Annotated in this window: 23 protein-coding genes; 14 read left to right on the top strand and 9 right to left on the bottom strand. The window is 71.9% G+C overall.

Annotation, left to right across the window (positions count from 1 at the left end):
• The first annotated feature begins 114 nt into the window (after positions 1 to 114).
• The 5 genes from FB471_RS02120 (at position 115) to FB471_RS02100 (ending at position 5,351) form a co-directional block, all read left to right on the top strand.
• Positions 115 to 1,461: an NlpC/P60 family protein gene (locus tag FB471_RS02120; RefSeq protein WP_425457020.1), complete on the top strand. Its 1,347-nt coding sequence runs from the start codon at positions 115 to 117 to the stop codon at positions 1,459 to 1,461.
• Positions 1,462 to 1,466: 5 nt separating this feature from the next.
• On the top strand, positions 1,467 to 2,048 hold the full coding sequence (gene mobA / locus FB471_RS02115; protein WP_141995672.1) for a molybdenum cofactor guanylyltransferase: 582 nt from the start codon (positions 1,467 to 1,469) through the stop codon (positions 2,046 to 2,048).
• Positions 2,049 to 2,176: 128 nt separating this feature from the next.
• The gene (locus tag FB471_RS02110) at positions 2,177 to 3,271 is read left to right on the top strand and encodes an AAA family ATPase (protein ID WP_425457019.1); all 1,095 of its coding nucleotides are present in this window, start codon (positions 2,177 to 2,179) and stop codon (positions 3,269 to 3,271) included.
• A 9-nt stretch (positions 3,272 to 3,280) separates the two neighbouring features.
• Positions 3,281 to 4,231 (top strand): DUF58 domain-containing protein, encoded by a 951-nt coding sequence (locus FB471_RS02105; protein WP_141995671.1) that lies wholly within the window; start codon positions 3,281 to 3,283, stop codon positions 4,229 to 4,231.
• A 136-nt stretch (positions 4,232 to 4,367) separates the two neighbouring features.
• The gene (locus FB471_RS02100; RefSeq protein WP_141995670.1) at positions 4,368 to 5,351 is read left to right on the top strand and encodes a VWA domain-containing protein; all 984 of its coding nucleotides are present in this window, start codon (positions 4,368 to 4,370) and stop codon (positions 5,349 to 5,351) included.
• On the opposite strand, the gene FB471_RS02095 is transcribed toward FB471_RS02100, so the two are convergent.
• The gene (locus tag FB471_RS02095) at positions 5,352 to 5,828 is read right to left on the bottom strand and encodes a tRNA (cytidine(34)-2'-O)-methyltransferase (RefSeq protein WP_141995669.1); all 477 of its coding nucleotides are present in this window, start codon (positions 5,826 to 5,828) and stop codon (positions 5,352 to 5,354) included. It lies immediately after the preceding gene.
• A 137-nt stretch (positions 5,829 to 5,965) separates the two neighbouring features.
• Here FB471_RS02095 and fabG point away from each other — a divergent pair, with 137 nt between their 5' ends.
• Together fabG and fabI are read left to right on the top strand one after the other, a co-directional pair.
• Positions 5,966 to 6,670, top strand: a complete 705-nt coding sequence (gene fabG / locus FB471_RS02090) for a 3-oxoacyl-ACP reductase FabG (RefSeq protein ID WP_141995668.1) — start codon at positions 5,966 to 5,968, stop codon at positions 6,668 to 6,670.
• 73 nt (positions 6,671 to 6,743) lie between these two features.
• Positions 6,744 to 7,511, top strand: a complete 768-nt coding sequence (fabI, locus tag FB471_RS02085; RefSeq protein ID WP_141995667.1) for an enoyl-ACP reductase FabI — start codon at positions 6,744 to 6,746, stop codon at positions 7,509 to 7,511.
• A gap of 3 nt (positions 7,512 to 7,514) precedes the next feature.
• Here fabI and FB471_RS02080 read toward each other — a convergent pair whose 3' ends face one another.
• From FB471_RS02080 to FB471_RS02070, 3 genes are all read right to left on the bottom strand, one after another.
• Positions 7,515 to 7,928, bottom strand: coding sequence for a nuclear transport factor 2 family protein (locus FB471_RS02080; RefSeq protein WP_141995666.1), 414 nt, complete (start codon positions 7,926 to 7,928; stop codon positions 7,515 to 7,517).
• Between the two features lie 133 nt (positions 7,929 to 8,061).
• A complete protein-coding gene (locus FB471_RS02075) occupies positions 8,062 to 8,355 on the bottom strand; it encodes a hypothetical protein (protein WP_141995665.1) in 294 nt (97 codons plus the stop codon).
• Between the two features lie 82 nt (positions 8,356 to 8,437).
• Positions 8,438 to 9,013, bottom strand: coding sequence for a TetR/AcrR family transcriptional regulator (locus FB471_RS02070; protein ID WP_141995664.1), 576 nt, complete (start codon positions 9,011 to 9,013; stop codon positions 8,438 to 8,440).
• A 96-nt stretch (positions 9,014 to 9,109) separates the two neighbouring features.
• Here FB471_RS02070 and FB471_RS02065 point away from each other — a divergent pair, with 96 nt between their 5' ends.
• Positions 9,110 to 10,150 (top strand): ferrochelatase, encoded by a 1,041-nt coding sequence (locus tag FB471_RS02065; RefSeq protein ID WP_142001489.1) that lies wholly within the window; start codon positions 9,110 to 9,112, stop codon positions 10,148 to 10,150.
• 46 nt (positions 10,151 to 10,196) lie between these two features.
• On the opposite strand, the gene FB471_RS02060 is transcribed toward FB471_RS02065, so the two are convergent.
• A complete protein-coding gene (locus FB471_RS02060; protein ID WP_141995663.1) occupies positions 10,197 to 10,994 on the bottom strand; it encodes a hypothetical protein in 798 nt (265 codons plus the stop codon).
• Between the two features lie 78 nt (positions 10,995 to 11,072).
• Here FB471_RS02060 and FB471_RS02055 point away from each other — a divergent pair, with 78 nt between their 5' ends.
• Positions 11,073 to 12,491, top strand: coding sequence for an ATP-binding protein (locus tag FB471_RS02055; RefSeq protein WP_141995662.1), 1,419 nt, complete (start codon positions 11,073 to 11,075; stop codon positions 12,489 to 12,491).
• Between the two features lie 316 nt (positions 12,492 to 12,807).
• A complete protein-coding gene (locus FB471_RS02050; protein ID WP_141995661.1) occupies positions 12,808 to 14,772 on the top strand; it encodes a vWA domain-containing protein in 1,965 nt (654 codons plus the stop codon).
• Here the strand turns inward: FB471_RS02050 and FB471_RS02045 are convergent.
• The 3 genes from FB471_RS02045 to FB471_RS02035 form a co-directional block, all read right to left on the bottom strand.
• Positions 14,730 to 15,020: a hypothetical protein gene (locus FB471_RS02045; RefSeq protein WP_246076204.1), complete on the bottom strand. Its 291-nt coding sequence runs from the start codon at positions 15,018 to 15,020 to the stop codon at positions 14,730 to 14,732. The genes FB471_RS02050 and FB471_RS02045 overlap by 43 nt on opposite strands.
• Complete coding sequence (locus FB471_RS02040; RefSeq protein ID WP_141995659.1) at positions 14,998 to 16,197, bottom strand: S8 family serine peptidase; 1,200 nt, start codon at positions 16,195 to 16,197, stop codon at positions 14,998 to 15,000. Before FB471_RS02040 ends, FB471_RS02045 begins: the two co-directional genes overlap by 23 nt.
• Before the next feature lie 111 nt (positions 16,198 to 16,308).
• Complete coding sequence (locus tag FB471_RS02035; protein WP_141995658.1) at positions 16,309 to 17,634, bottom strand: cytochrome P450; 1,326 nt, start codon at positions 17,632 to 17,634, stop codon at positions 16,309 to 16,311.
• Positions 17,635 to 17,741: 107 nt separating this feature from the next.
• Between FB471_RS02035 and FB471_RS02030 the strand changes: the two genes are divergently transcribed.
• From FB471_RS02030 to FB471_RS02015, 4 genes are all read left to right on the top strand, one after another.
• A complete protein-coding gene (locus FB471_RS02030; protein WP_141995657.1) occupies positions 17,742 to 18,344 on the top strand; it encodes a TetR/AcrR family transcriptional regulator in 603 nt (200 codons plus the stop codon).
• Between the two features lie 77 nt (positions 18,345 to 18,421).
• Entirely contained in the window at positions 18,422 to 19,189 is a 768-nt protein-coding gene (locus FB471_RS02025) for a MerR family transcriptional regulator (protein WP_141995656.1), read from the top strand.
• Between the two features lie 113 nt (positions 19,190 to 19,302).
• Complete coding sequence (mshC, locus tag FB471_RS02020; protein ID WP_141995655.1) at positions 19,303 to 20,541, top strand: cysteine--1-D-myo-inosityl 2-amino-2-deoxy-alpha-D-glucopyranoside ligase; 1,239 nt, start codon at positions 19,303 to 19,305, stop codon at positions 20,539 to 20,541.
• Positions 20,542 to 20,661: 120 nt separating this feature from the next.
• The gene (locus FB471_RS02015; RefSeq protein WP_141995654.1) at positions 20,662 to 21,315 is read left to right on the top strand and encodes a lytic polysaccharide monooxygenase auxiliary activity family 9 protein; all 654 of its coding nucleotides are present in this window, start codon (positions 20,662 to 20,664) and stop codon (positions 21,313 to 21,315) included.
• On the opposite strand, the gene FB471_RS02010 is transcribed toward FB471_RS02015, so the two are convergent.
• The gene (locus FB471_RS02010) at positions 21,279 to 22,916 is read right to left on the bottom strand and encodes an ABC-F family ATP-binding cassette domain-containing protein (protein ID WP_141995653.1); all 1,638 of its coding nucleotides are present in this window, start codon (positions 22,914 to 22,916) and stop codon (positions 21,279 to 21,281) included. The two genes, FB471_RS02015 and FB471_RS02010, sit on opposite strands and share 37 nt — an antisense overlap.
• Positions 22,917 to 23,075 lie beyond the last annotated feature (159 nt).

Raw genomic sequence — 23,075 nt, 5'->3', positions numbered from 1 at the left:
GTGGGTGGTGAGCAAGTGTCGAGTGTGACGACTGGTAAATAAGTGGTGTTAGTGAGACAGTCTGCCGAGGATCTTCTAAACCGCAGGTCAGGAAGGTTGTAGGAGGTGGAGGCCGTGCCGGACGGGCGTCGTGCGCCAAGCCGAGCCGCGGGGCGGCTGCGCGGGCCGGGCGTGACCATCGTGCTGGTGCTGGTCGCCCTGCTCGGTGGCGGCACCGCGGCGGCCGTGCCGCCACCACCCCCGAACCCGAGCGATTCCGAACTGAAGGCGGGCCGCCAGGCCGCCCGGTCCAAGGCCGCCAAGGTCGGCGAGCTGACCAACGACCTGGCCCAGGCCGAGAGCAGGCTGGACGAACTGCGGGCCGAGGTCGAGATCAAGATGGAGGAGGCCAACAAGGCGCTGGTCGACCTCCAGAACGCGGAGGACGCGGCCGACACCGCCGAGCGGAACGCCCGCGCCGCGCGCGCCGCCTCGGACTCCGCCGCGGCCACCGTGGAGAAGATCCGCACCCAGCTGGACCGCTTCGTGGCCGGCAGCTACCAGCAGGGCAGCGTGATCGGCTCGGTCTCGGCCTACCTCGGCTCGGAGAGCCCGCGGGACCTGCTGGCCAGGGCACAACTGCTGGACGCGGTGAGCGGCAGCAACCTGGACGCACTCGAACGCATGCGCCGGGCGCGCACCGAGCAGGCCAACAAGGACGCGGCCGCGCGCAAGGCGCTCGAGGTGGCCCGGCAGAAGGAGGCCGAAGCCGAGCGGGCGCGGGCCGCGGCGGAGGCGGCCCGGCAGGCCGCGGTCCAGGCGCGGCAGAGCCAGGCCGCGAAGGCCGGCAGGCTGGAGGCCGAGAAGAGCCAGGTCGAGCAGCGGTTGTACGCCGCGCAGGCCAACGTCGAGGGGTTGGAGGGCCAGCGGCAGCGCTACGACCAGTGGCTGCGGCAGAAGCGGGCCGAGGAGGCCGAGCGCGCCCGGCAGGCCGCGATGTCCTCCTCCTCGCCCTCCTCGGGGGGCAGCAGGGCTCCCGCGCAACGACCCTCGGCGCCGGCGGGCGCGAGCGTGGAATCCGTGGTCGCCCGCGCGATGTCCCAGCTCGGCGTGGTCTACGCCTGGGGCGGCGGCAACGCCAGCGGACCGACCAGGGGTATCCGGGACGGTGGCGTGGCCGACCGGCACGGTGACTACATGAAGATCGGCTTCGACTGTTCCGGCCTGATGATCTACGCCTTCGCCGGGGTGAAAGGGCTCCCGCACTACAGCGGTTACCAGTACCACTCGGGGCGCAAGGTGCCGCTGTCCCAGATGCGCAGGGGCGACATGCTGTTCTGGGGTCGCGGCCGGATCCACCACGTCGCGCTCTACCTCGGCAACGGGCAGATGATCGAAGCGCCGCACTCCGGGTCGCGGGTGAAGATCTCGCCGGTCCGCTACGGTGGGATCATGCCCTATGCCACCCGACTGATCGGTTAGCCGCCGTGGCCTTCGCCGGCATCGTGCTCGCCGGCGGCGACGCCCGCCGGCTGTCCGGCGTGGACAAACCCATGCTTCCGGTCGGCGGCACGACCCTGCTGGCCAAGGCGCTGGGTGCGCTGGCGGGGGCCCGTGCCGTCGTGGTGGTGGGACCGGAACGCACCGGCCTGCCCGAGCTTCCCGCGCTGACCCGGGTTCGCGAGCGGCCCGCCGGCTCCGGCCCGGTCGCCGCGCTCGCCGCGGGACTGGCGGCGCTGCCCGCGGTGGAAGTGGTCGTGGCACTGGCCGCCGACCTCACCGGGGTCTCGGTGTCCACTGTGGACAAGTTGCGTGGCGCGTTGGCGAGTGCCGGTGGTGCGGACGGGGCCGTGCTCCTCGACGGGGGCGGGCACCGGCAGTGGCTGATCGGCGCCTGGCGGACGGAGTCACTCCGCGCGGCGTTGCCTGCCGACCCGATCGGCGCCTCGCTCCGGCGCACCCTGGGCGGGCTGTCCCTCGTCGAGGTCGGGGCCGAGCCGGGGGAGAGTGGCGATGTGGACACCCCCGCCGATCTCGACCGCGCCCGCCGCGCGGCGCGGGGGCACTGAGCACCGGCACTTTCACAGCCGTCACACTGGGCATTCGATTGGCTGTACGCGGCGTGGGTTGTGCACGACCGTGCCCGGCTGACCGAGTACGGTCGCACGGCAGACGTGATCATCAAGTAGGAGGCACCGTGACCGAGCCCGGCCACTCCGACGGCGCGGGCCCCCGGCAGGGGGTCGGAAACGCTGACGCGGCCGAAGGACAACCCGGAACCCCGGCGCGCGACGCGCAGCTGCTCGAGCGCACCGTGTTCGAGGTGAAGCGGATCATCGTCGGGCAGGATCGGCTCGTGGAGCGGATGCTCGTCGGCCTACTGGCCAAGGGTCACCTGCTGCTGGAAGGCGTCCCCGGCGTCGCGAAGACCCTCGCGGTGGAAACCTTCGCGCGGGTGGTCGGCGGCACCTTCTCCCGGGTGCAGTTCACCCCGGACCTTGTGCCCGCGGACATCCTCGGTACCCGGCTGTACCGGCAAGCCAGCGAGAAGTTCGACGTGGAGCTGGGCCCGGTGGTGGCGAACTTCGTGCTCGCCGACGAGATCAACCGCGCGCCCGCCAAGGTGCAGTCGGCCATGCTCGAGGTGATGGCCGAGCGACACGTCTCCATCGGCGGCGAGACCTTCCCGATGCCCGACCCCTTCCTGGTGCTGGCCACGCAGAACCCGATCGAGAACGAGGGGGTCTACCCGCTGCCGGAGGCCCAGCGGGACCGCTTTCTCTTCAAGATCATCGTGGAGTACCCCTCGGCCGAGGAAGAGCGCGAGATCGTCTACCGGATGGGAGTCACCCCACCGGAGCCGCACGAGGTGCTCAGCCCTGCCGAGCTGACCCGGTTGCAGGATGTGGCCTCGCAGGTGTTCGTGCATCACGCGTTGGTCGACTACGTGGTGCGGCTGGTGCTGACCACGCGGACCCCGCAGGAACACGGGTTGACCGACGTGGCGAGCTGGGTGTCCTACGGCGCCTCGCCCCGGGCCAGTCTCGGCATCATCGCCGCCGCGCGCGCGCTCGCACTGATCCGCGGGCGGGACTACGTGCTGCCGCAGGACGTGGTGGACGTGGTGCCGGACGTGTTGCGGCACCGGCTGGTGCTGTCCTACGACGCGCTGGCCGACGGGGTCCCGCTGGACCACATCATCACCAGGGTGCTGCAGACCGTGCCGTTGCCGCAGGTGTCCGCCCGGCCGCAGGGCGGTCAGCCGGTCGCGGCGGGTGTGCCGGGCAGGTAACGGCCTTCGATGAGTGCCAGCAAGCGGACGACGGACAGCCGGCCGGACTGGGCGCCACCGGTGCTGCGCGGCGAGCGGCTCGAGGCGGGGCTGCGCACCCTGGAGCTGGAGGTGCGCCGCAGGCTGGACGGGCTGCTGCAGGGTAACCACCTCGGGCTGGTGCCGGGACCGGGCTCGGAGCCGGGGGAGGCACGGCCGTACCAGCCGGGGGACGACGTGCGCAGGATGGATTGGACGGTCACCGCGCGCACCACGGTCCCGCACATCAGGGAGACGGTGGCCGACCGGGAACTGGAGACCTGGGTGGTCGCCGACCTCTCCGCCAGCCTGGACTTCGGCACGGCCATGTGCGAGAAGCGTGACCTCGTGGTCTGCGCCATCGCGGCGATCGCCTACCTGACCGGGGGTGGCGGGAACCGGCTCGGCGCACTCGTCTCCACCGGCGGCGAGACCCGTCGGTTTCCCGCCCGCGGCGGCCTCGCGCATGCCAGAAGCCTGGTCCGCAGGGTGGCCGAGATGCCACGGGCCGGCGAGGGTGACCGCGGTGATCTCGCGGCCGCGATCGAGCAACTGCGGCGACCGCCGCGACGCCGGGGCCTGGCGGTGGTGATCTCCGACTTCCTCGGCGGCCTGGAGTGGCAGCGGCCGCTGCGCGCGTTGTCGGCGCGGCACGATCTGGTGTGCATCGAGGTGCTGGACCCGCGGGACATCGACCTCCCCGAGGTCGGCACCGTGGTGCTGGCCGACCCGGAGACCGGCCGGCAGCGCGAGGTCCATGCCTCGGCGTTGCTGCGCAAGGAGTTCGCGGCCGCCGCGCACGCCCACCGGCGGCAGGTCGCCGGCGCGCTGCGCCAGGCGGGTGCGGGGCATCTGGTGCTGCGCACCGACTCCGACTGGATCGCCGACACCGTCCGGTTCGTCGTGGCCCGCAAGCGTGGTTGGTCCGGGGGGACGTCGTGAGTTGCCCGGTGGCGAGCCGGGGTAGTCACGGTGACCACAGCGCGCGGGGCCGCGGAGGAGCAGTCGTGAGTCGCCCGGTGCCGGGTCGCGGCAGTCACGGTGACCACAGCGCGCACGTGGCCGTGAAGGAGCAGTCGTGAGCTTGACCGGTTTCAGTACCCCGTGGTGGTTCCTGCTCCTGCTGCTCGTGGCGGCCGTGGTGGTGGGCTACGTGCTCGCGCAGCGGGCCCGCCGCAAGCGCACGATGCGGTTCACCAATCTCGAGCTGTTGGAGCGGGTCGCGCCGCGCAGCCAGGGTTGGAGCAGGCATGTGCCCGCAGCCTTGCTGATCGTGTCGCTGATCCTGCTCACCTTCGCGCTCGCCGGCCCGACCGCGGAGCAGAAGGTGCCGCGCAACCGCGCCACGGTGATGCTGGTGATCGACGTTTCGCTGTCCATGGAGGCCACCGATGTCCAGCCGACCAGGCTGGACGCGGCGCAGGACGCGGCCAAGACCTTCGCCGAGGGGCTCACCCCGGGGGTCAACCTCGGCCTGATCTCCTTCGCCGGCACGGCCACCGTGCTGGTGGCACCCACGACCGAGCGGGCCGGCGTGCGCAAGTCCATCGACAATCTGAAGCTGGCGCAGTCCACCGCGACCGGTGAGGGAATCTTCGCGGCCCTGCAGTCCATCGAGGGGTTCTCCGCGGTGGTCGGTGGGGCACAGGGACCACCGCCGGCGCGGATCGTGCTGATGACCGACGGCAAGCAGACCGTGCCCACCGACGACCCGTACGACCCGCGCGGTGCGTACACCGCCGCGCAGCGGGCGAAACAGGCGGATGTGCCGGTCTCCACGATCTCGTTCGGTACCTCGCACGGCATGGTGACCATCGAGGGCGACCCGCAACCGGTCCCGGTCGACGACTCCTCCATGCGGGAGATCGCCCGGCTCTCCGGCGGGGACTTCTACAAGGCCGCCACGGCCGCCGAACTGAAACAGGTGTACGCCAGCCTCGGTGAGCAGATCGGCTACGAGATCAAGGAGGCCGACGCCAGCAGACCGTGGGTGGTGCTGGGCACGATCGTGCTGATCGGTGCGGCCGGCAGTTCCCTGTTCATCGGCCAGCGGCTGCCCTGATCAGGGGGAGCTTCGGACCTCACCGGGGAAGTCGTGCTGGCGCCAGGCCTCGTACACCGCGATGGCGGTGGAGTTCGCCAGGTTGAGCGAGCGGGAGGTGGGCAGCATCGGCAGGGAGAGCCGGTCGGTCACCTCGGCGGCGTACTGCACCTCCCTCGGCAGCCCCACCGATTCCGGACCGAACAGCAGCACGTCGCCCGGTGCGTAGGACACCTCGGTGTGGCGCAGGGTGGCCCCGGTGGTGAACGCGTACACGTTGGCGGGCAGCAGCGCCTCCCATGCCGCCGCCAGGTCCGCGTGCACCCGGACCTTCGCGAGGTCGTGGTAGTCCAGTCCGGCTCGGCGCAGGTGGCTGGTCGCGAGGGAGAACCCGAGCGGCCGGACGAGGTGCAACTCGCAGCCGGTGTTGGCGGCCAGCCGGATGGCGTTGCCGGTGTTCGGCGGGATCTCCGGCTGGAAGAAGACGATGCGGAACACCGGCCGTTCACCCCTGGCCGCTCATCTCGCTGGTCACTCGGCGACCGTAGATCACCCGCGTGGCCCGCGGCGAGTCGCCCCGAGCGGAGCAGATAACCTCAGCGCGTCCGCAGTGCTGAAGACGAGGGGAGCTCGACGTGGGACGGTCGGTACTGGTCACCGGCGGTAACCGGGGCATCGGTCTGGCGATCGCCCGTGACCTCGCCGAGCGGGGACACCGGGTGGCGGTGACCCATCGCGGTTCGGGCGCGCCGGAGGGGCTGCTCGGGGTACGGGCCGACGTCACCGACAGCGAGCAGATCGACGCGGCGTTCACGCAGGTCGAGGAGCAGCAGGGGCCGGTCGAGGTGCTGGTGTCCAACGCCGGTATCACCGACGACACGCTGCTGATGCGAATGAGCGAGGATCAGTTCACCACGGTGGTGGACGCCAACCTGGCCGGTGCGTACCGGGTGGCCAAGCGGGCCTCCCGTGGCATGCTGCGGGCCAGGTGGGGCCGGTTCGTGTTCCTCTCCTCGGTCGTGGCGATGACCGGCTCGTCCGGCCAGCTCAACTACGCGGCGAGCAAGGCCGGGCTGATCGGGCTGGCTCGCTCGCTGGCGCGGGAGCTGGGCTCGCGCAGCATCACCGCCAACGTGGTCGCGCCGGGGTTCGTGCGGACGGATATGACCGAGGTGCTGACCGAGGACCAGAAGCAGGACACGCTGGCCAGGATCCCGGCCGCCCGCTACGCGGAGCCGGAGGAGATCGCCGCGGCCGTGCGCTATCTGGCCTCGGACGAGGCGGGTTACGTCAATGGTGCCGTGCTGCCGGTCGACGGTGGCCTCGGTATGGGCCACTGAACGAGCCACTGAACGGGCCACTGAACAGGGCCCCGACCACATCACTTCGCGAACTTCTCGAACTGGAGGACAGGTGTCCGGTCTGCTCGAAGGTAAGAAGCTGCTGATCACGGGTGTGATCACGGAGACGTCGATGGCGTTCAACGCCGCCAAGGTCGCGCAGGAGCAGGGCGCGACGGTGGTGCTCACCGGCTTCGGCCGGATGTCGCTGGTGGAGCGCATCGCCAGGCGGTTGCCGCGACCCGCGCCGGTGGTGGAGCTGGACGTGCAGAACCAGGAGCACCTGGACACTCTCGCCGACCGGGTGCGCGAGCACGTGGACGGCCTGGACGGGGTGCTGCACGCGATCGCGTTCGCGCCGCAGTCCTGCCTCGGCGCGCCGTTCCTGGACGCGCCGTGGGAGGACGTGAGCGACGCGGTCCAGGTCTCGGCGTACTCCTTCAAGGCGCTGACCACGGCGGTGCTGCCGCTGCTGGGGCGCGGTGCCTCGATCGTCGGGCTGGACTTCGACGCCAGGGTCGCCTGGCCGGCCTACAACTGGATGGGCGTGTCCAAGGCCGCGCTGGAGTCGGTCAACCGGTACCTCGCGCGGGACCTGGGGGATCGGGGGATCCGGGTGAACCTGGTGTCCGCCGGACCGGTGAAGACCATGGCCGCCAAGTCCATCCCCGGGTTCGAGCAGCTGGAGGAGAGCTGGGGTGAGGTGGCGCCGCTGGGATGGGACACCTCGGACTCCACCCCGGTGGCCAAGTCGGTGTGTGCCCTGCTGTCCGACTGGCTGCCCGCCACCACCGGGTCGATGGTGTTCGTCGATGGTGGCGTGCACGCCGTCGGCATGTGACCGTTACGGGCGGGTGGCCTCGGCCACCCGCCAGCTGTCCTCGAACATCACGTACCGGGTGATCAGCCCGTCTTGCACGGTGATGTCGACGGCGAACGGGGACTCGATGATCCGCCCCGTCGCCCGTACCCGGCTGCGCAGCTCGCCGATGACCACGGCGTGCGGCCCGTCGGCGATGATCCGCCGTACCTCGAAGCGGTCGCGCTCGAGGTAGTCCCCGAACCGGGCGAAGAACTCGGCTACCTGTGCCTTGCCGGTACGCGGCCCGATCCACGGCACGATCCCGGTGGCGCCGGGGATGTCCCAGTGCACGGTGCCGGCGAAGTATGCCGCCGGATCACCGCCGGTGGTCGCCATCTCCCGGAAGAACTCGGCGACCAGCGCTCGGGTCCGCGCGGTGTGGGTGCTGTCGGACATGGTTCCCTTCCTGTTCGGTTTCAGCCGCTCGGAACCGGTTCGGTGACCGGCGCCGGCGGCAGGGGTGCGCCGCGGCGATGCCATGCGGTGGCCAGGCCGATGCCGGCCAGTGCGACCGCGCCGAGCGCGATGCTCACCCAGGTGACGCTGAGGTAGCCCAGGCCGGCGTCGACGGCGAGGCCGCCCAGCCAGGGGGCGGTGACGATGCCGAGGTTGAGGGCCGAGACGTTGGTGGCCCGGCCAGCGTGGGCGCGCCCTCGGCGAGGGAGAACCCTCGGGTGTTCAGCGCCGGGTTGGTGACGAACCCGGCGAAGCCGAGCAGGGTGCGCAGCGGGTGGTCGTCCGCGACCCGGCCGCCGAGGGTGATACCCAGCAGCGCGCCGAGCCCGAAGATGCCTAACCCCAGCACGTGGACGGCGAGTGGCACGAGTACTCCTCCGTTATGTAACGATCGGTGCAAAACCTGGGCAGGATGCGCCCGTAATGGACCGGCCTGGTGGCCGGGCGGGTCAGAGGGCGGTGAGGGCGACCTCCAGCACGTTCTCCAGCGCGGCCCGGTCGGCTCCGCTGCGGGCCATCAGCCGCAGCCCGCCGACCGTGGAGTGGACGAACTGGGCCAGTGCGAGTGGGTCGGCGTCCCGGCCGAGCTCACCCTCGCGCTGCGCCCGCTCGATCGCGGCCCGCCAGGCATCGATCAGCTGGTCGAAATCGCGACGCAGGTCGGTGCTGATCTCGGCGTCCCTGCCGCCGAGCTCGACCACCGTGTTCACCGCGAGGCAGCCCCGCCTGCCGTGCTCCAGCTCCTCCTCGATCAACCGGCTCAGCAGCGCCCGCACCTTGGACCGCAGCGGCCCCGCTCCCTCGATCAGCTCCAGCTGGCGCTGGTGCGCCGTCTGCGAGTAGTGCCGCAGCGAGCGGCGGAACAGGGCGTGCTTGCTGGTGAAGGTGTTGTAGATGCTGCTGCGGCCGAGCCCGGTGGCCGCGCACAGTTGCTCGGTCGAGGTGCCTTCGTATCCGGTTTCCCAGAACGCGTGCATGGCTCGCTCGACGGCGTGCTGCTCGTCGAACTCGCGTGGACGTGCCATACCGGCGACCGTAGCACGTATTGGATCGTCCGATACAAAAAGTGCCCCGGATCGGCGCGGGCCCGGTCATGGCGGAAGATGGTCGCCGTGGGTGACATGGGCTATCAGGCATTACTCTGGCTGTCCTTCGGTGGTCCGGAGGGCCCGGACGATGTGCTGCCCTTCCTGGAGAACGTGACCAGGGGCAGGGGAGTGCCGCCGGAGCGGCTCGCCGAGGTCGCCGAGCACTACCACCACTTCGGTGGTGTCTCGCCGATCAACCGGCTGAACCGGGACGCGATCGGTGCGGTGGAGAAGGAGCTCGCCGCGCAGGGGCTCGATCTGCCGGTGTACTTCGGCAACCGGAACTGGCATCCGATGGTGGAGGACACCCTGGCGCGGATGACCGCCGACGGGGTGCGCTCCGCGCTGGTCTTCCCGACCAGCGCCTACGGTGGGTACTCGGCGTGCCGGCAGTACGACGAGGACATCGCGCGGGCACGGGCCGCGGTGGGTGCGGACGCGCCGCGGCTGACCAAGCTGCGGCAGTTCTTCGACCATCCGCTGTTCCTCGGCTCCTTCGCCGACGCGGTGCGGGCGGCGCATACCGAGCTCGGCCGGCCCGGTGGGGCCCGCACGGTGTTCGTGGCGCATTCCGTGCCGGAGAGCGCGGACCGGGCGGCGGGGCCGCCCGAGGAGGGCGGGCGGCGTTACTCGCGGCAGGTCGCCGAGGCCGCGCGGCTGGTCGCCGCCGAGGTCGGGCTGGAGCGTCACGACGTCGTCTGGCAGTCCCGGTCCGGCCCGCCGCGGGTGCCGTGGCTGGAGCCGGACATCGTGGACCATATCGACGCGCTGCACGCCGAGGGCGTCGGTTCGGTGGTGGTGTGCCCGGTGGGTTTCGTGTCCGATCACCTCGAGGTGATCTGGGACCTGGACAACGAGGCCGCCGAGCGGGCGGCCGAGCTCGGCATGGGCTTCGCCCGCGCGGCCACACCGAACTCCGACCGGCGGTTCGCCGACCTGGTGGTCGAGCTGGTCCGGGAACACCTGACGGACGCGCCGGTGCGCAAGCTCTCCGGGTTCCCGGCCGCCGGCTGCACCACCAACGGCGCGCCCTGCGCGCCCCGTTGCTGCGAGCCCGCCCAGCGCCCCGGCTGACCGTATAACGACCTATACGTCGCCGCTTTCGGCGACGCCGGTGCTGCTACGGGTGGCGGTCCGCGTAGTCGGTCAGTACCCGAACGGCCTCGGAGACGGCGGCGACGCGGGCGGTGCGGACGGCGTCGGACAGTGGGCGCAGGGCCTCGGCGCGCCGGCCCGCCGCGGAGGCGGAGAAGGCGCCGCCGGGCTCGTCGGCCAGGGCCAGCGCGAGAATCGCGCCCACCTCGTCGGCGCGTTGCAGCACCCGTAGTGCCCGGCCCGGGGTCCCGCGCGGCCAGTCCGGTCGGGGCGCGGACCGCAGGCGCGCGGACAGCTCGTCCCGTACGCCCGGCCGTTCCCTGGCCACCTCCATCTCCTGCAGGGCTCCCGCGCTGGTCCGGACGGCGTCGGTGAGCGCGTTCTCGGCCTCGCCAAGGCTGACGGACTCGGCAGGCACCGGCGAGGCCAGCGGGTACACGATCCACCGCATCAGTCCCTCGGCGATCGGTTGGGGCACCACGCCATAGCCGATGCCGGGGAAGGTGGTGACCTCGCCGGCGCGCAGGGCGGCCTCGGCCAGCGGGCCGCCACCACCGAGGCCGCGCACGTCGCCGGGGACCGGGAGGACGAGTCGCGCGTCCTGAGCGTTCCGCTTGCGCAGCGCGGTGAGCAGCGCGGCGGGCGGCGCCGGTACGGAGCCGGTCAGCGGGATGCCGAACGCCTCGGCGGTGTCGGGATCGGCCGCGACGACCTCATGCGCCTCGCCCCACGCGTGGAGCGCGTCGAGAGCGTTGTCGGATGCCGCGGCGCCGTGCAGCCATGCCGCGCACCACACCGCGAGAGTCGCACTGGGACAGCACACAGCGACCCACACTACGGGTTCTCCCACCCGGGACGCACTCGCCTCTGGAGCAGCTCCACGTCGACGCGCGCGGCCGCGATGAGTAGCGTCGGCGGGGTGAACGTCCCCGCACCCGCACATCTGCCCCGCACGGCGGGACAACTGCGCGCCGAGGGCTACCTGCCGCGCGGTGTCAAGACCGAGATCCACGACAACCTGCTGAGCGCGCTGCGCGCCGGCCGCGATCCGTGGCCAGGCATCCTCGGGTTCTCCGGCACGGTGCTGCCGCAGTTCGAGCGGGCACTGCTCGCCGCGCACGACGTGGTACTGCTGGGCGAGCGTGGGCAGGGCAAGACCCGCCTGCTGCGTACCCTTGCCGGGCTGCTGGACGAGTGGACGCCGGTGATCGAGGGCTCCGAGCTCGCCGAGCACCCGCTGCGCCCGATCACGCCCGCTTCCCTGCGCAGGGTCGCCGAACTCGGGGATGAGCTGCCGGTGAGCTGGCTGCACCGGAGCGCGCGCTACACCGAGAAGCTGGCCACCCCGGACACCTCGGTCGGCGACCTGATCGGTGACGTCGACCCGGTGAAGGTGGCGGAGGGGCGCAGCCTGGGTGACCCCGAGACGATCCACTTCGGACTCGTGCCGAGGGCTCATCGGGGAGTCGTGGCGATCAACGAGCTGCCCGACCTCGCCGAGCGTATCCAGGTCGCGTTGCTGAACGTGATGGAGGAGCGCGACATCCAGGTCCGCGGCTACACCTTGCGGCTGCCACTGGACGTGGTGCTGGTCGCCACCGCCAACCCCGAGGACTACACCAACCGCGGGCGGATCATCACCCCGCTCAAGGACCGGTTCGGCGCGGAGATCCGCACGCACTACCCGCTGGACGTCGCCGCCGAGGTCGGTGTGGTCCGGCAGGAGGCCGAGCTGGTCGCCGAGGTCGGCGACCCGTTGCTGGAGGTGCTGGCCCGGTTCGTGCGCAACCTGCGCGGATCGAACGTGATCGACCAGCGCTCGGGCGTGTCGGCCCGGTTCGCGGTGGCCGCCGCCGAGACCGTCGCGGCCGCCGCCCTGCGTCGCTCCGCGCTGACCGGGGAGGAGCCTGCGGTGGCCCGGCCGGTCGACCTGGACGCCGTTCCGGTGGTGCTGCGCGGCAAGCTCGAGTTCGAGCCAGGGGAGGAGGGCCGGGAGACCGAGCACCTGGTGCACCTGCTGCGCAGGGCGGTGGCGGAGACCGCGCGGGAGCGCTTCGCCGGGTTGGACCTCGAGCCGCTCAGTCATGCCGTCGCCGATGGCCACCTGGTCGCCACCGGGGACCGGGTGCCCGGCAAGGAGGTGCTGGCGGCGTTGCCCGAACTGCCGGTGCTGCACGAGGTGGCCCAGCGGGCGGGCGTCGGCTCGGACGAGCCGGCCGGCCGGCTCGCCGCCGCCGTGGAGCTGGCGCTGGAGTCGCTCTACCTCGCCCGCAGGCTGGCCAAGGACGCCGACGACGACACCACGGTGTACGGACCATGAGCCGCGAAGACGACGACCCGCGAGCATCGCAGGTCCGGCCCGCGGGCCGAGGAGCGCAGCGGCGAGGAGTCGAGCCATGAGCGGCGAAGGCGACGACCCGCGAGCATCGCAGGTCCGGCCCGCGGGCCGAGGAGCGCAGCGGCGAGGAGTCGAGCCATGAGCGGCGAAGGCGACGACCCGCGAGCATCGCAGGTCCGGCCCGCGGGCCGAGGAGCGCAGCGGCGAGGAGTCGAGCCATGAGCGGCGAAGGCGACGACCCGCGAGCATCGCAGGTCCGGCCCGCGGGCCGAGGAGCGCGGCGGGGAGGAGTCGAGCCATGAGCTACTCCTACGGGCCGTGGCACGAGGGGCCGGACCCGCTGGCGCCGCCCGCCGACCTGCGGGACGCGCTGGATGAGGTAGGCCAGGAGGTGATGGCGGGAGCCTCGCCACGCTCCGCGCTGGAGGAACTGCTACGCAGGGGCACCGCGAACACCCCGGGCCTGGACGAGCTGACCCGGCGGCTGTGGCAGCGCCGGGCGGAGATCCAGCGCAGGCACCGGCTGGACGGCACCCTGCTGGAGGTGCGGCGCCTGCTGGACGAGGCGGTGCGGGACGAGCGCGCGGCGCTGGCAGGCGATCCCGGCGAGGACGCCCGGTTCCGCGAGGCGCGGCTGGACCTGCTGCCCACCGGAACCGCCGCGGCGGTGGCCGAGCTCGACGACTACGAGTGGACCTCGCCGGAGGCGGCGGAGGCCTACCGGCGTATCCGGCAGATGCTCGGCAGGGAACTGCTGGACTCCCGGTTCGAGGGCATGAAGAACGCGCTGGCCGAGACCACCGGGCAGGATGTCGAGCGGGTCGACCGGATGCTGGCCGACCTGAACGCCCTGCTCTCCGCGCACGCGCGGGGATTCGCCGATATCGAGGAACGCTTCGCCGAGTTCATGCGACGGCACGGCGATTTCTTCCCGGAGAACCCGCGGACTGTGGACGAGCTGATCGACGCGCTCGCGGCCCGCGCGGCCGCGGCGCAGCGGATGCTGAACTCGATGACTCCCGAGCAACGCGCGGAGCTGGCCGAGCTGTCCCAGCAGGCCTTCGGCGACCCCCGGTTGGCGGAGCAACTGTCCAGGTTGGACGAACAGTTGCGCGGGCTGCGCCCTGGCGAGGACTGGGCCTCGGCGGCCCGGTTCCGCGGGGACGACCCGCTCGGTCTCGGCGAGGGCGCGCGGGCCATGGTCGACCTCGCCGAACTGGACGCGCTCGCCGAGCAGCTTTCCCAGTCCTACCCGGGTGCCAGGCTGGAGGACATCGACACCGAGGCGTTGCGCAGGCAGCTCGGCGAGGAGTCCGGTGTGGACGCCGAACGGCTCGCCCAGCTGGAACGGGAGCTGCGCGCGCAGGGCATGTTCGAGCGGACACCGGACGGCTCGCTGCGGCTGTCCCCCAAGGCGCTGCGCCGGCTGGCGGAAACCGCGCTGAAGGACGTGATCCGGTCCCTGCGCGGGCGCACCGGGGATCGGGACACCGCCTCGGCGGGCGCGGCAGGCGAGCCCAGCGGGTCCAGCAGGCCCTGGCGGTTCGGAGACACCCAGCCCTGGGACGTTCCGCGCACCGTGCGCAACGCGGTGCTGCGCACGGCTTCCGGCGGTTCGGGCGCAGCGGTGCGGCTGGATGTCGCGGACGTGGAGGTGGCCGAGACCGAACATCGGGCCCGCGCCGCGGTCGCGCTGTGCGTGGACACCTCGTGGTCCATGGTGCAGGAGGGCAGGTGGCTGCCGATGAAGCGGACCGCGCTGGCCCTGCAACAGCTCATCGCCACCCGGTTCCGCGACGACGCGCTGCAGCTGATCACCTTCGGCAGGTACGCGGCGACGGTGGAGTTGGCCGAGCTGGTCGGCATGGAGGGCACGTGGGAGCAGGGCACGAACGCGCAGCACGCACTGTTGCTGGCGGGGCGGCACCTGCGCAGGCATCCGGACGCCCAGCCGGTCGTGCTGCTGGTCACCGACGGAGAGCCCACCGCGCATCTGGAACCCGACGGTACCGCGGTGTTCGACTACCCGCCGACGCCGCGCACCCTGTTCACGACTTTGTCCGAAGTGGACCGTTTGGGAAAGCTCGGCGCCGCGATGACCGTGTTCCGGCTCGGCGACGACCCGCGGCTGACCGAGTTCGTCGACCTGCTGGCCCGCCGCGCCGGCGGCAGGGTGGTGGCGCCGGACCTGGACGGCCTCGGAGCCGCGGTGGTCGGTGACTACCTGCGCTCGCGCGGCCCGTTCTCCGGCGGGAGCTGGTAGGACCGGGCGTACTCGACGTCCAGCACGCCGGGCACGTCCGGTAACGTCGCCGCGGTCCCGGCCCGGACCGAGCCGGTCACCATGCCGAGGGGCCCCAGCACCTCACGCACGACCAGCCCCGCCGCACGCAGGTCCGCCACCACCCGGTCGAGGCGGGCCATGCCCTCCTCGGTGACCGACACGATCACCTCGTGTTCCGGCTCCACCTTCGCCTCCCATGCGGTGCTACCCCTCTGCGCCGGGGGCACGCACGAGTCCAGCACCGACGTCGGTGGAAGGCAAGGCGGAACGGTGTGCGGTCTGGCTCAGCCGGGCCCACAGCTCCAGCCCGCCCCCGCCGTACCGCTGTGCGATCAGGGCGGCCACCCCGGAGACGTGTGGGGTCGCCATGCTGGTGCCACTGATCGTGTGCTGCCGGTCCGGCATGGGCCAACTCGAGTACACATCGACCCCGGGGCCGATCAGGTCGACCGCGCCCGCCAGATCGACCGTGCCGCAGGAGAAGTCCGCGATCCCGTCGCGTGCGTCCACCGCGCCGACCGCCAGGACGGACGGGCAGTTCGCCGGATGCCCGACCGGAGCGATGTGGTCCTGCGCTCGCCTGCTGTCGTTGCCCGCGGCGGCCACGATGAGCGTTCCGCGTTGCAGGGCGCGCCGCGCCGCGCGCTCGAAGATCGGGGAGTGCGGGTCGCCAGGACGGGTCGGCGCCCCGAGCGACATGGACACCACCGTGCAACCGTGGGCGATCGCCCAGGAGATCCCGGCCAGGATGCCGCCGTCGGTGCCGGAGCCGGCGTTGCTGAGTACCTTCCCCGCGTAGATCTCGGACTCGTGGGCGATGCCGTAGCCAGGGCCTTCCGCGGGTTCGCGCGGACCGCAGGCGGTGCCGATGCAGTGCGTGCCGTGCCCGTGCCCGTCCGCGATGTCCTCGCCCGGGATGAACGACCTGGTCACCACGGTACGTCTGGCGAAGTCGGGATGGTCGACATCGAAGCCGGTGTCCAGTACCGCGACCCGGATCCCGGCTCCGGTGGCGTCACTCTCCGTCACCCCGACCGCCTGGAGGCCCCAGGTCAGGGTGCTCTCGTCCATGCCTGCCTGCTCGGCGGCGGGCGCGGCAGGGGAGATCGCGTGCACCGTCCGCTCCGGCTCCACCCGTGCGATCGGCCCGCGTTCCCTTGTCGCCCGGTCCAGCGCCTCCACCTGGTCGGGCGCCGCGGTGATCAGGACGACGCCGAGGTCGTACAGCAGCACGCCGTCCACCTCGGCGGTCAGGTCGGACAGGGTGGTCCCCGCCAGGTCGGCCGTGTTGGCCGGCCGGAGCCCGGCCACATCGGCCATGGTGCGTATACCCGCGTCACCGGAGTGATCCTCCAGCAGAACCAGATACCGGCCGTTCGTCGTGCCGCCAGCCGCCTCGGTCATCGGGCCACCTACTTCGGTTCGGGGATCGGAGTACCACCTCCAGCATCGCCCCGAATCGCCGAGCTGTAACCTAGATCACATTACTATTACATTACGAATGGCTACTGACGGTCAACGTGAGGTGACGAGCACCCGCGCGCCGCGGTTCGGCACCAGGGTGATGTGCCGCGCCTTGGGGCGTTCCGGGCGCTCCCGGTCGGCCGCGAGCCGGTAGTGGCTGAGCACCGCGCGGAGCACGACCGTGGCTTCCATCAGCGCGAAGCCCGCGCCGAGGCAGCGCCGTACGCCACCGCCGAACGGTAGCCAGCCGCCCGGTGACGGACCGTCCTCGAGGAAGCGCTCCGGCCGGAACCGGTGAGGTTCCCGGTGCCGGTGCGGGTCGGCGTGCACGAGCGCGATCGACGGCAGCACGGTGTACCCGGCCGGGATCCGGTAGCCGCCGACGTGCACGTCCTCGGTGAGTTTGCGGGCGACCTCGGTGAGCACCGGGCGCAGGCGCATGGACTCCTTGGTCACCGCCTCGAGGTACCGGTCTCCTTCCGTGCCGGGGTCGGCGGCGGCCTCGGCGGCCTTCGCCTGCCGTGCGGGGTCGCGGGCCAGCTCGTGAAACGCCCAGGCCAAGGCGGTGGCGGTGGTCTCGTGCCCGGCGAGCAGCAAAGTGATCAACTGGTCGCGCAGCTCGGTGTCGGACAGCCGCTCGCCGCCCGCCTGCGCGGCGAGCAGCCGGGACAGCACGTCCGCGCGGGACTCCAGGTCGGCGGCCTGCCTGCGCTCGGTGATCTCGGTGTAGAGCAGCTCGTCGACCCGCCGCTGGTTCTGGGCGAACCGGCGCCACGGGCCGATCCGGCGCAAGCCAGGGTTGAACCAGCCGATCATGTCGAGTGGTCCGACCTCGACCAGCCTGCCCAACCGGGTGCGCAGCTCGTCGAGGCGGGGGCCGGTGCCCACGCCGAAGACCACCCGCAGGATCACCTCGAGGGTGAGCGCTCGCATCCTGTCGTGTGTCGGCAGTGGCCCGCCCGCGGGCCACTGCCGTACCTCCGCCTCGGCGAGCTCGCCGACCAGGTCGCGGTAGCCGCGCAGGGCGGCCCCGTGGAAGGCGGGCATCAGCAACTTGCGGGCGCGCAGGTGCGCGCCCTCGTCGGTGAGTAGTACGGAGTGCTCGCCCATCAGCGGGCCGAGCACCATATTGCCCTCGCCGGCGTGGAAGACGGTGTTCGACCCGGCGAACACCGTACGAATGTCTTCCACATTGGACAGTAGGGCCACGTGTCGTTCCGGGTAGACGTGCATCCGGAACACCTCGCCGTACCGGCGACGCAGCCTGGGCAGCCAGCGGTGCCGGAACATGCCGAACAGCGCGGTCTGGACGGTCATCGGGAGGCGCGGCCCCGGCGGGAGGCGCGGGGCGGTGGGCGTCGCGGTACCGGTGGTCATCTGGCTTGCTCCTCGAAGGGAAGCCGACTAATACGTCCGTATAAATTTCTACGGGCGTATACCTGTGGTGTCAAGCGTCACCGCGGCCGGAGGTCTATCCTGGCTCGGTGGGCCATCGGCAAGACCTGCTCGCGGCGGCACGCCGGCTACTGGAGGACAAGGGGTACGCGCATATCACGGCCCGCGATCTGGTGGCGGCCTCCGGGACCAACCTGCGTTCGATCGGGTACCACTTCGGGTCGAAGGCGGGCCTGCTGAACGAGGCGATCGGCGAGGTTCTCGAGGAGTGGACCGAGCAGTTGGCACGGGTGGCCATGGCCGACCCGCATGCCTCGCCTGCCGAGCGCGGACTGCTCACCTGGACGGTGATGCTGGAGAACCTGTCCAGCAGGCGGGCACTGCTGCTGTCCTATGTCGAAGCGCTGGCGCAGGCCGAGCGCACGCCGTCGTTGCGGGCGCAGTTCGCCGACCAGTACCGGCGGCTGCGGGCGCGGGTGGCCGAGCTGGTGGCCGAGTCGATCGGCGAGGGTGTCCGGCCCGCGGACAGCCGATGCGTGACGATCGCCAGCCTGGTGATCGCGGTCTGTGACGGTCTGTCGGTCCAGTGGTTGCTCGACCCGGCCGCCTCACCCAGCGGCTCCGACCTGGATGAGGGGTTGCGGTTCCTCTGGTCCACGTCGTTCACCGGGACGGAGCCGGCCGGGAGTTGACCCTCACGTAGCGGGAGGCCGCAGTCTGAACCGGCACGGGCGCCGCGGAGACGGCGGCGCCGAAGGAGGGGAGAACCGTGAGCTACCCGGTCGGCGCGGTCGCCGAGCTCGCCGGAGTCACCGTGCGCACGCTGCACCACTACGACGAGATCGGGCTGCTCTCGCCGAGCAGCCGCAGCAACGCGGGGTATCGGCGGTACGGCGACGGGGACCTGGACCGGCTGCAGCGCATCCTGCTGTACCGCGAGCTCGGGTTCTCCCTGGAGGCGATCGCCGCTGTGATCGACGACCCGGACCACGATGCGGTCGGGCACCTGCGCCGGCAGCGAGACCTGCTGCTGGAGCGAATCGAGCACCTGCGGCGCATGGTCGCCTCCGTCGAACAGGTACTGGAGGCCAAGGAAATGGGCAACGCGTTGACCCCGGAGGAGAAGTTCGAGATCTTCGGCCACGCCGAACCGCCCGGCTACGCCGAGGAGGCCGGGCGCCGGTGGGGGCACACCAAGGAGTGGCAGACCGCCCGCGAGCGGACCGCCGACTTCGGCGAGCGGGAGTGGCGGCAGGCTGAGGACACGCGGCGGGCGTGGGTGGCCACGCTGCTCGGCTTGCTCGACTCCGGCGCGGCCGCGGACGGCGTGGCCGCCATGGACCTCGCCGAGGAGCATCGCCGGATGCTGGGCGAGTTCATGGGAGAGTGTGGGTACGAGTTGCACCGGCACATCACCGAGTTGTATGTCACCGAGCCGGCGCAGCTCGGCTTCCTCGTACGCGAACCGGACCAGCGCCCCGGCGTGGGTGAGTTCATTCGCGACGCCGCCGAGGCCAACGCCGCCCGGCACACCTGATCCGCCACGAGTGACCTCGTTCCTCGCGTCCTTCGCGCGGAACGAGGTCACTCATCGGGGGGCGGTCCCACCGGGTGGGCGCCGGGGCGGGGAATGCACTTAGTGTGGGTGGTATGCAAACTTGGTCATCGGTTGCCCTGCCCCGCGTGCCGGGGACGCCTCGTCCACTGCGGCTGCACGACACCTCGAGTGGACAGCTGCGACCGACGGCCCCGGGCCGGGTGGCCAAAATGTACGTCTGCGGGATCACCCCCTACGACGCCACCCATCTCGGGCACGCCGCCACCTACCTCGCGTTCGACCTGGTGCATCGGCTGTGGTTGGACGCGGGGCACGAGGTGCACTACGTCCAGAACGTCACCGACATCGACGACCCGTTGCTCGAGCGCGCCGAGCGGGACCAGGACGACTGGGTGGTACTCGGCATGCGGGAGACCGCGCTGTTCCGGGAGGACATGGAGGCGCTGCGGGTGCTGCCGCCGCGGGAGTTCGTGGGCGCGGTGGAGTGCATGCCGGAGACCGTCGAGGTGATCGGGAAGTTGCTCGCCAACGGGGCCGCCTACCGCGCGGACGACCCGGAGTTCCCGGACATCTACTTCGACCGCACCGCCACCCCGAACTTCGGCTACGAGTCCAACTACGACGCCGCGACCATGGCGACCCTGTTCGCGGAACGCGGCGGTGACCCGGACCGGCCGGGCAAGCGGGACCCGATGGACGCGTTGCTGTGGCGTGCCGCGCGGCCGGGGGAGCCGCAGTGGGACTCCGAGCTCGGCCCGGGCAGGCCCGGCTGGCACATCGAGTGCAGCGCGATCGCGGTGAACCGCCTCGGCATGGGGTTCGACGTGCAGGGCGGCGGGTCGGACCTGGCTTTCCCGCACCACGAGTTCAGCGCGGCGCACGCCGAGGCGCTGTGTGAGCAGCACCCGTTCGCCCGGCACTACGTGCACGCCGGGATGATCGGCCTGGACGGTGCGAAGATGTCGAAGTCCAAGGGCAACCTGGTGTTCGTGTCCCGGCTGCGGGCCGACGGGGCGGAGTCCGCCGCGGTCCGGCTGGGGCTGCTGGCCGGGCACTACCGCGCCGACCGGTCCTGGACCGAGGACCTGCTGGGGCAGGCACAGGTGCGGCTCGCGCGCTGGCGCGAGGCGGTGGCGCTGCCCGCGGGGCCGGCCGCCGACGCCACGGTCGACAGGCTCCGCGACCATCTCGCCGACGACCTGGACACCCCGAAGGCGCTGGCCGCGGTCGATGCCTGGGTCGAGGACGCGGTGCGCCACGGCGGTACCGACGAGGGGGCGCCCACGCTGATGCGGGACGCGGTGGACGCGTTGCTCGGGATCCGGCTGTAGGGCCGATAATCGCGGGCTATCGGCCATCGTCATCGCACACCCTGCCTTCGGCGCTGGGCGTAATGGACTGGACCAGTCACGCTGGTGGGATCGCTTTCCCTGCCAAGCGGAGGTCTGTCCATGCGAAGGCGTAAGACTCGAAGCCTGACCCTGCTGACCGCGTTCACCGGCGCGCTCGTGCTGGGATCGTCCTTGCTCACCGCGGGCGTCGCGGGCGCGCACGGCTCGATGGGTGACCCGGTCAGCCGGGTCTACAACTGCTACCTGGAGGGCCCGGAGTCCCCGGACTCCGCGGCCTGCAAAGCGGCCGTGGCCGCGAGCGGGTCGTGGGTGTTCTACGACTGGAACGAGGTGAACCAGCCCAACGCCAACGGTCGGCACCGGGAGATCATCCCGGACGGCCAGTTGTGCAGCGCGGGGCGCTCGAAGTACCGCGGCCTCGACCTGCCGAGGGCCGACTGGGAGGCCACCCCGATGCCGACCGGCGGTGAGTACACCTTCCAGTACCTGGCCGCCGTGCCGCACCGCGGGTACTTCGAGCTCTACGTCACCCGCGACGGCTACGACCCGACCCGGCCGTTGCGGTGGTCCGACCTGGAGCTGTTCCACCGGGTGGACAACCCGCCGCTGGTGAACCGCTCGTACCAGATCCGGGCGACGCTGCCCGAGGGCAAGACCGGGCGGCATCTGATCTACTCCATCTGGCAGCGGGTGCTTCCGGACAGCGGCGAGGCCTTCTACACCTGCTCGGACGTGGTGTTCGGCGGCCGCTGACCGGCGACCTCGCCCTCCGCGAGGGCGAGGTGCGCACCGGACCAGCCGCGCCGCAGCCAGCGGTCGTGCGAGGCGATCACCACGGCGCCGGGGGCGGTGTCCAGTGCCGCGGTGAGCTCCTCGGCCAGACCGAGTGAGATGTGGTTGGTCGGCTCGTCCAGCAGCAGTACCTGGGGCGGGTCGGCGATCAGCAGCGCGAGGCCGAGCCTGCGGCGCTGCCCGGTGGACAGCACACCCACCGGCCGGTCGAGGTCCCGCGGCGCGAGCAGGCCGAGGTCGGCCAGGACGCCGGCCCCGGCCGCCGCGACGATCTGTCGCGGGGTGCGGGCGGGATCGGCGAACACTACGTCCTGCTCGAGCAGCCCGACCCGGGAGCCGGGGCGCCGGTGCACGGTCCCCGCGGCGGGTTCCAGCCTGCCGGCCAGCACGGCCAGCAGGCTGGACTTGCCCGCGCCGTTGCCTCCGGTCACCAGCAACCGGGTCGAGGAGCCGATGTCCAACCGTCCGATGTGGATTCGCCCGGGCACGTGCACCTCCCGCAGGGACAGCGCGGGACCTTCCGCCCGTGGCCGCGCGGTGAGCGTGCCCGCGAACCGCAACGGGGCGGGCGGCTTGCGGACCTGGTCGCGCTCCAGCTCGGCCAGCCGTTGCCGGGCGTTGCGCACCCGGCGGGAGATCTGCCGTTGCACCCGCCCGGTCTTGAAGTCGTAGGCCATCTTCGCGTTGTCCCGTGGCCCGCGGTTGTGGTTGATGTCCCGCGCGGTGACCGCGACCGCGTGCCGCAGCTCTCGCAGCTCCGCCTGCTCCTCGGTGAAGCGCTGCGCCCAGCGGGCCCGCTCGGCGCGCTTGTACGCCAGGTAGTCGGAGTAGCCGCCGCCGTACCGGGTCGGCCCGCCGAGCGCGGGGTCGAGGTCGAGGAGGTCGGTGCAGACGGCGTCCAGGAACACCCGGTCGTGCGAGGCGAGCACGACGGTGCCCGGTAACGCCGCGAGATGCCGCTCGAGGAACTCGGCCGCCTCGTCGTCCAGGTGGTTGGTCGGCTCGTCCAGCAGCAAGGTCTCCGGCTGCCGGATCAGCAGCGCGGCGAGGCCGAGCCGGGACCGCTGGCCACCGGAGAGCGTGTCCAGCGTGCGTCCGGTGTCGATGTCGCCGAGCCCGAGCCCGATGCGCACCAGCTTGGCCCGCCGGTCGGCGTCCCACAGGTCGTGTGCCTGTGCCCACTCCAGCGCCTGGCCGTACTCCTCGAGCGCGCGGGCGTCCTCCGGACGGTCGGCGAGCCGCTCGGTGAGCCGGTCGAGCCGTCGCGCCGCGCCCCTGATCTCGGCGAGCGCGTCTTCCAGCACGTCGGCGACCCTCGCCGTGAAAGGGAACGGCAGCTCCTGGTTCAGGAACCCGAGGTCGGTGCCGCGCCGTACCTGCCCGGCCTGCGGGCATTCCAGCCCGGCGAGCAACCGCAGCAGGGTGGACTTCCCCGTGCCGTTCTCGCCGACCAGGCCCAGCCGGGTGCCGGCGCCCGCGACGAGCGAAAGGCCGTCGAACACCACCCGGTCGCGATAGGCGAAGGCGAGATCGTCGGCGCGCAGAAAGGCGGAAGAAGACATGAGGCATCACCGGTCCCGGTGCCAGCACGGATCCCCGCCGGGCGATGGCCTCGGACACGGGGCGGACGCGGTGTCAGCTCTTCATGATGAAGCTGACATTAACGCGACAGCAGCCGGGTTGGTCAACCGGTTTTGCTCTTGACGTGAGCGGCCATACTC

The sequence above is a fragment of the Amycolatopsis cihanbeyliensis genome, assembly GCF_006715045.1.
Taxonomy (GTDB): Bacteria; Actinomycetota; Actinomycetes; order Mycobacteriales; family Pseudonocardiaceae; genus Amycolatopsis; species Amycolatopsis cihanbeyliensis.
The sequence above is the reverse complement of the archived record's forward strand: the minus strand, read 5'-3'. Positions and strand labels throughout refer to the sequence as shown.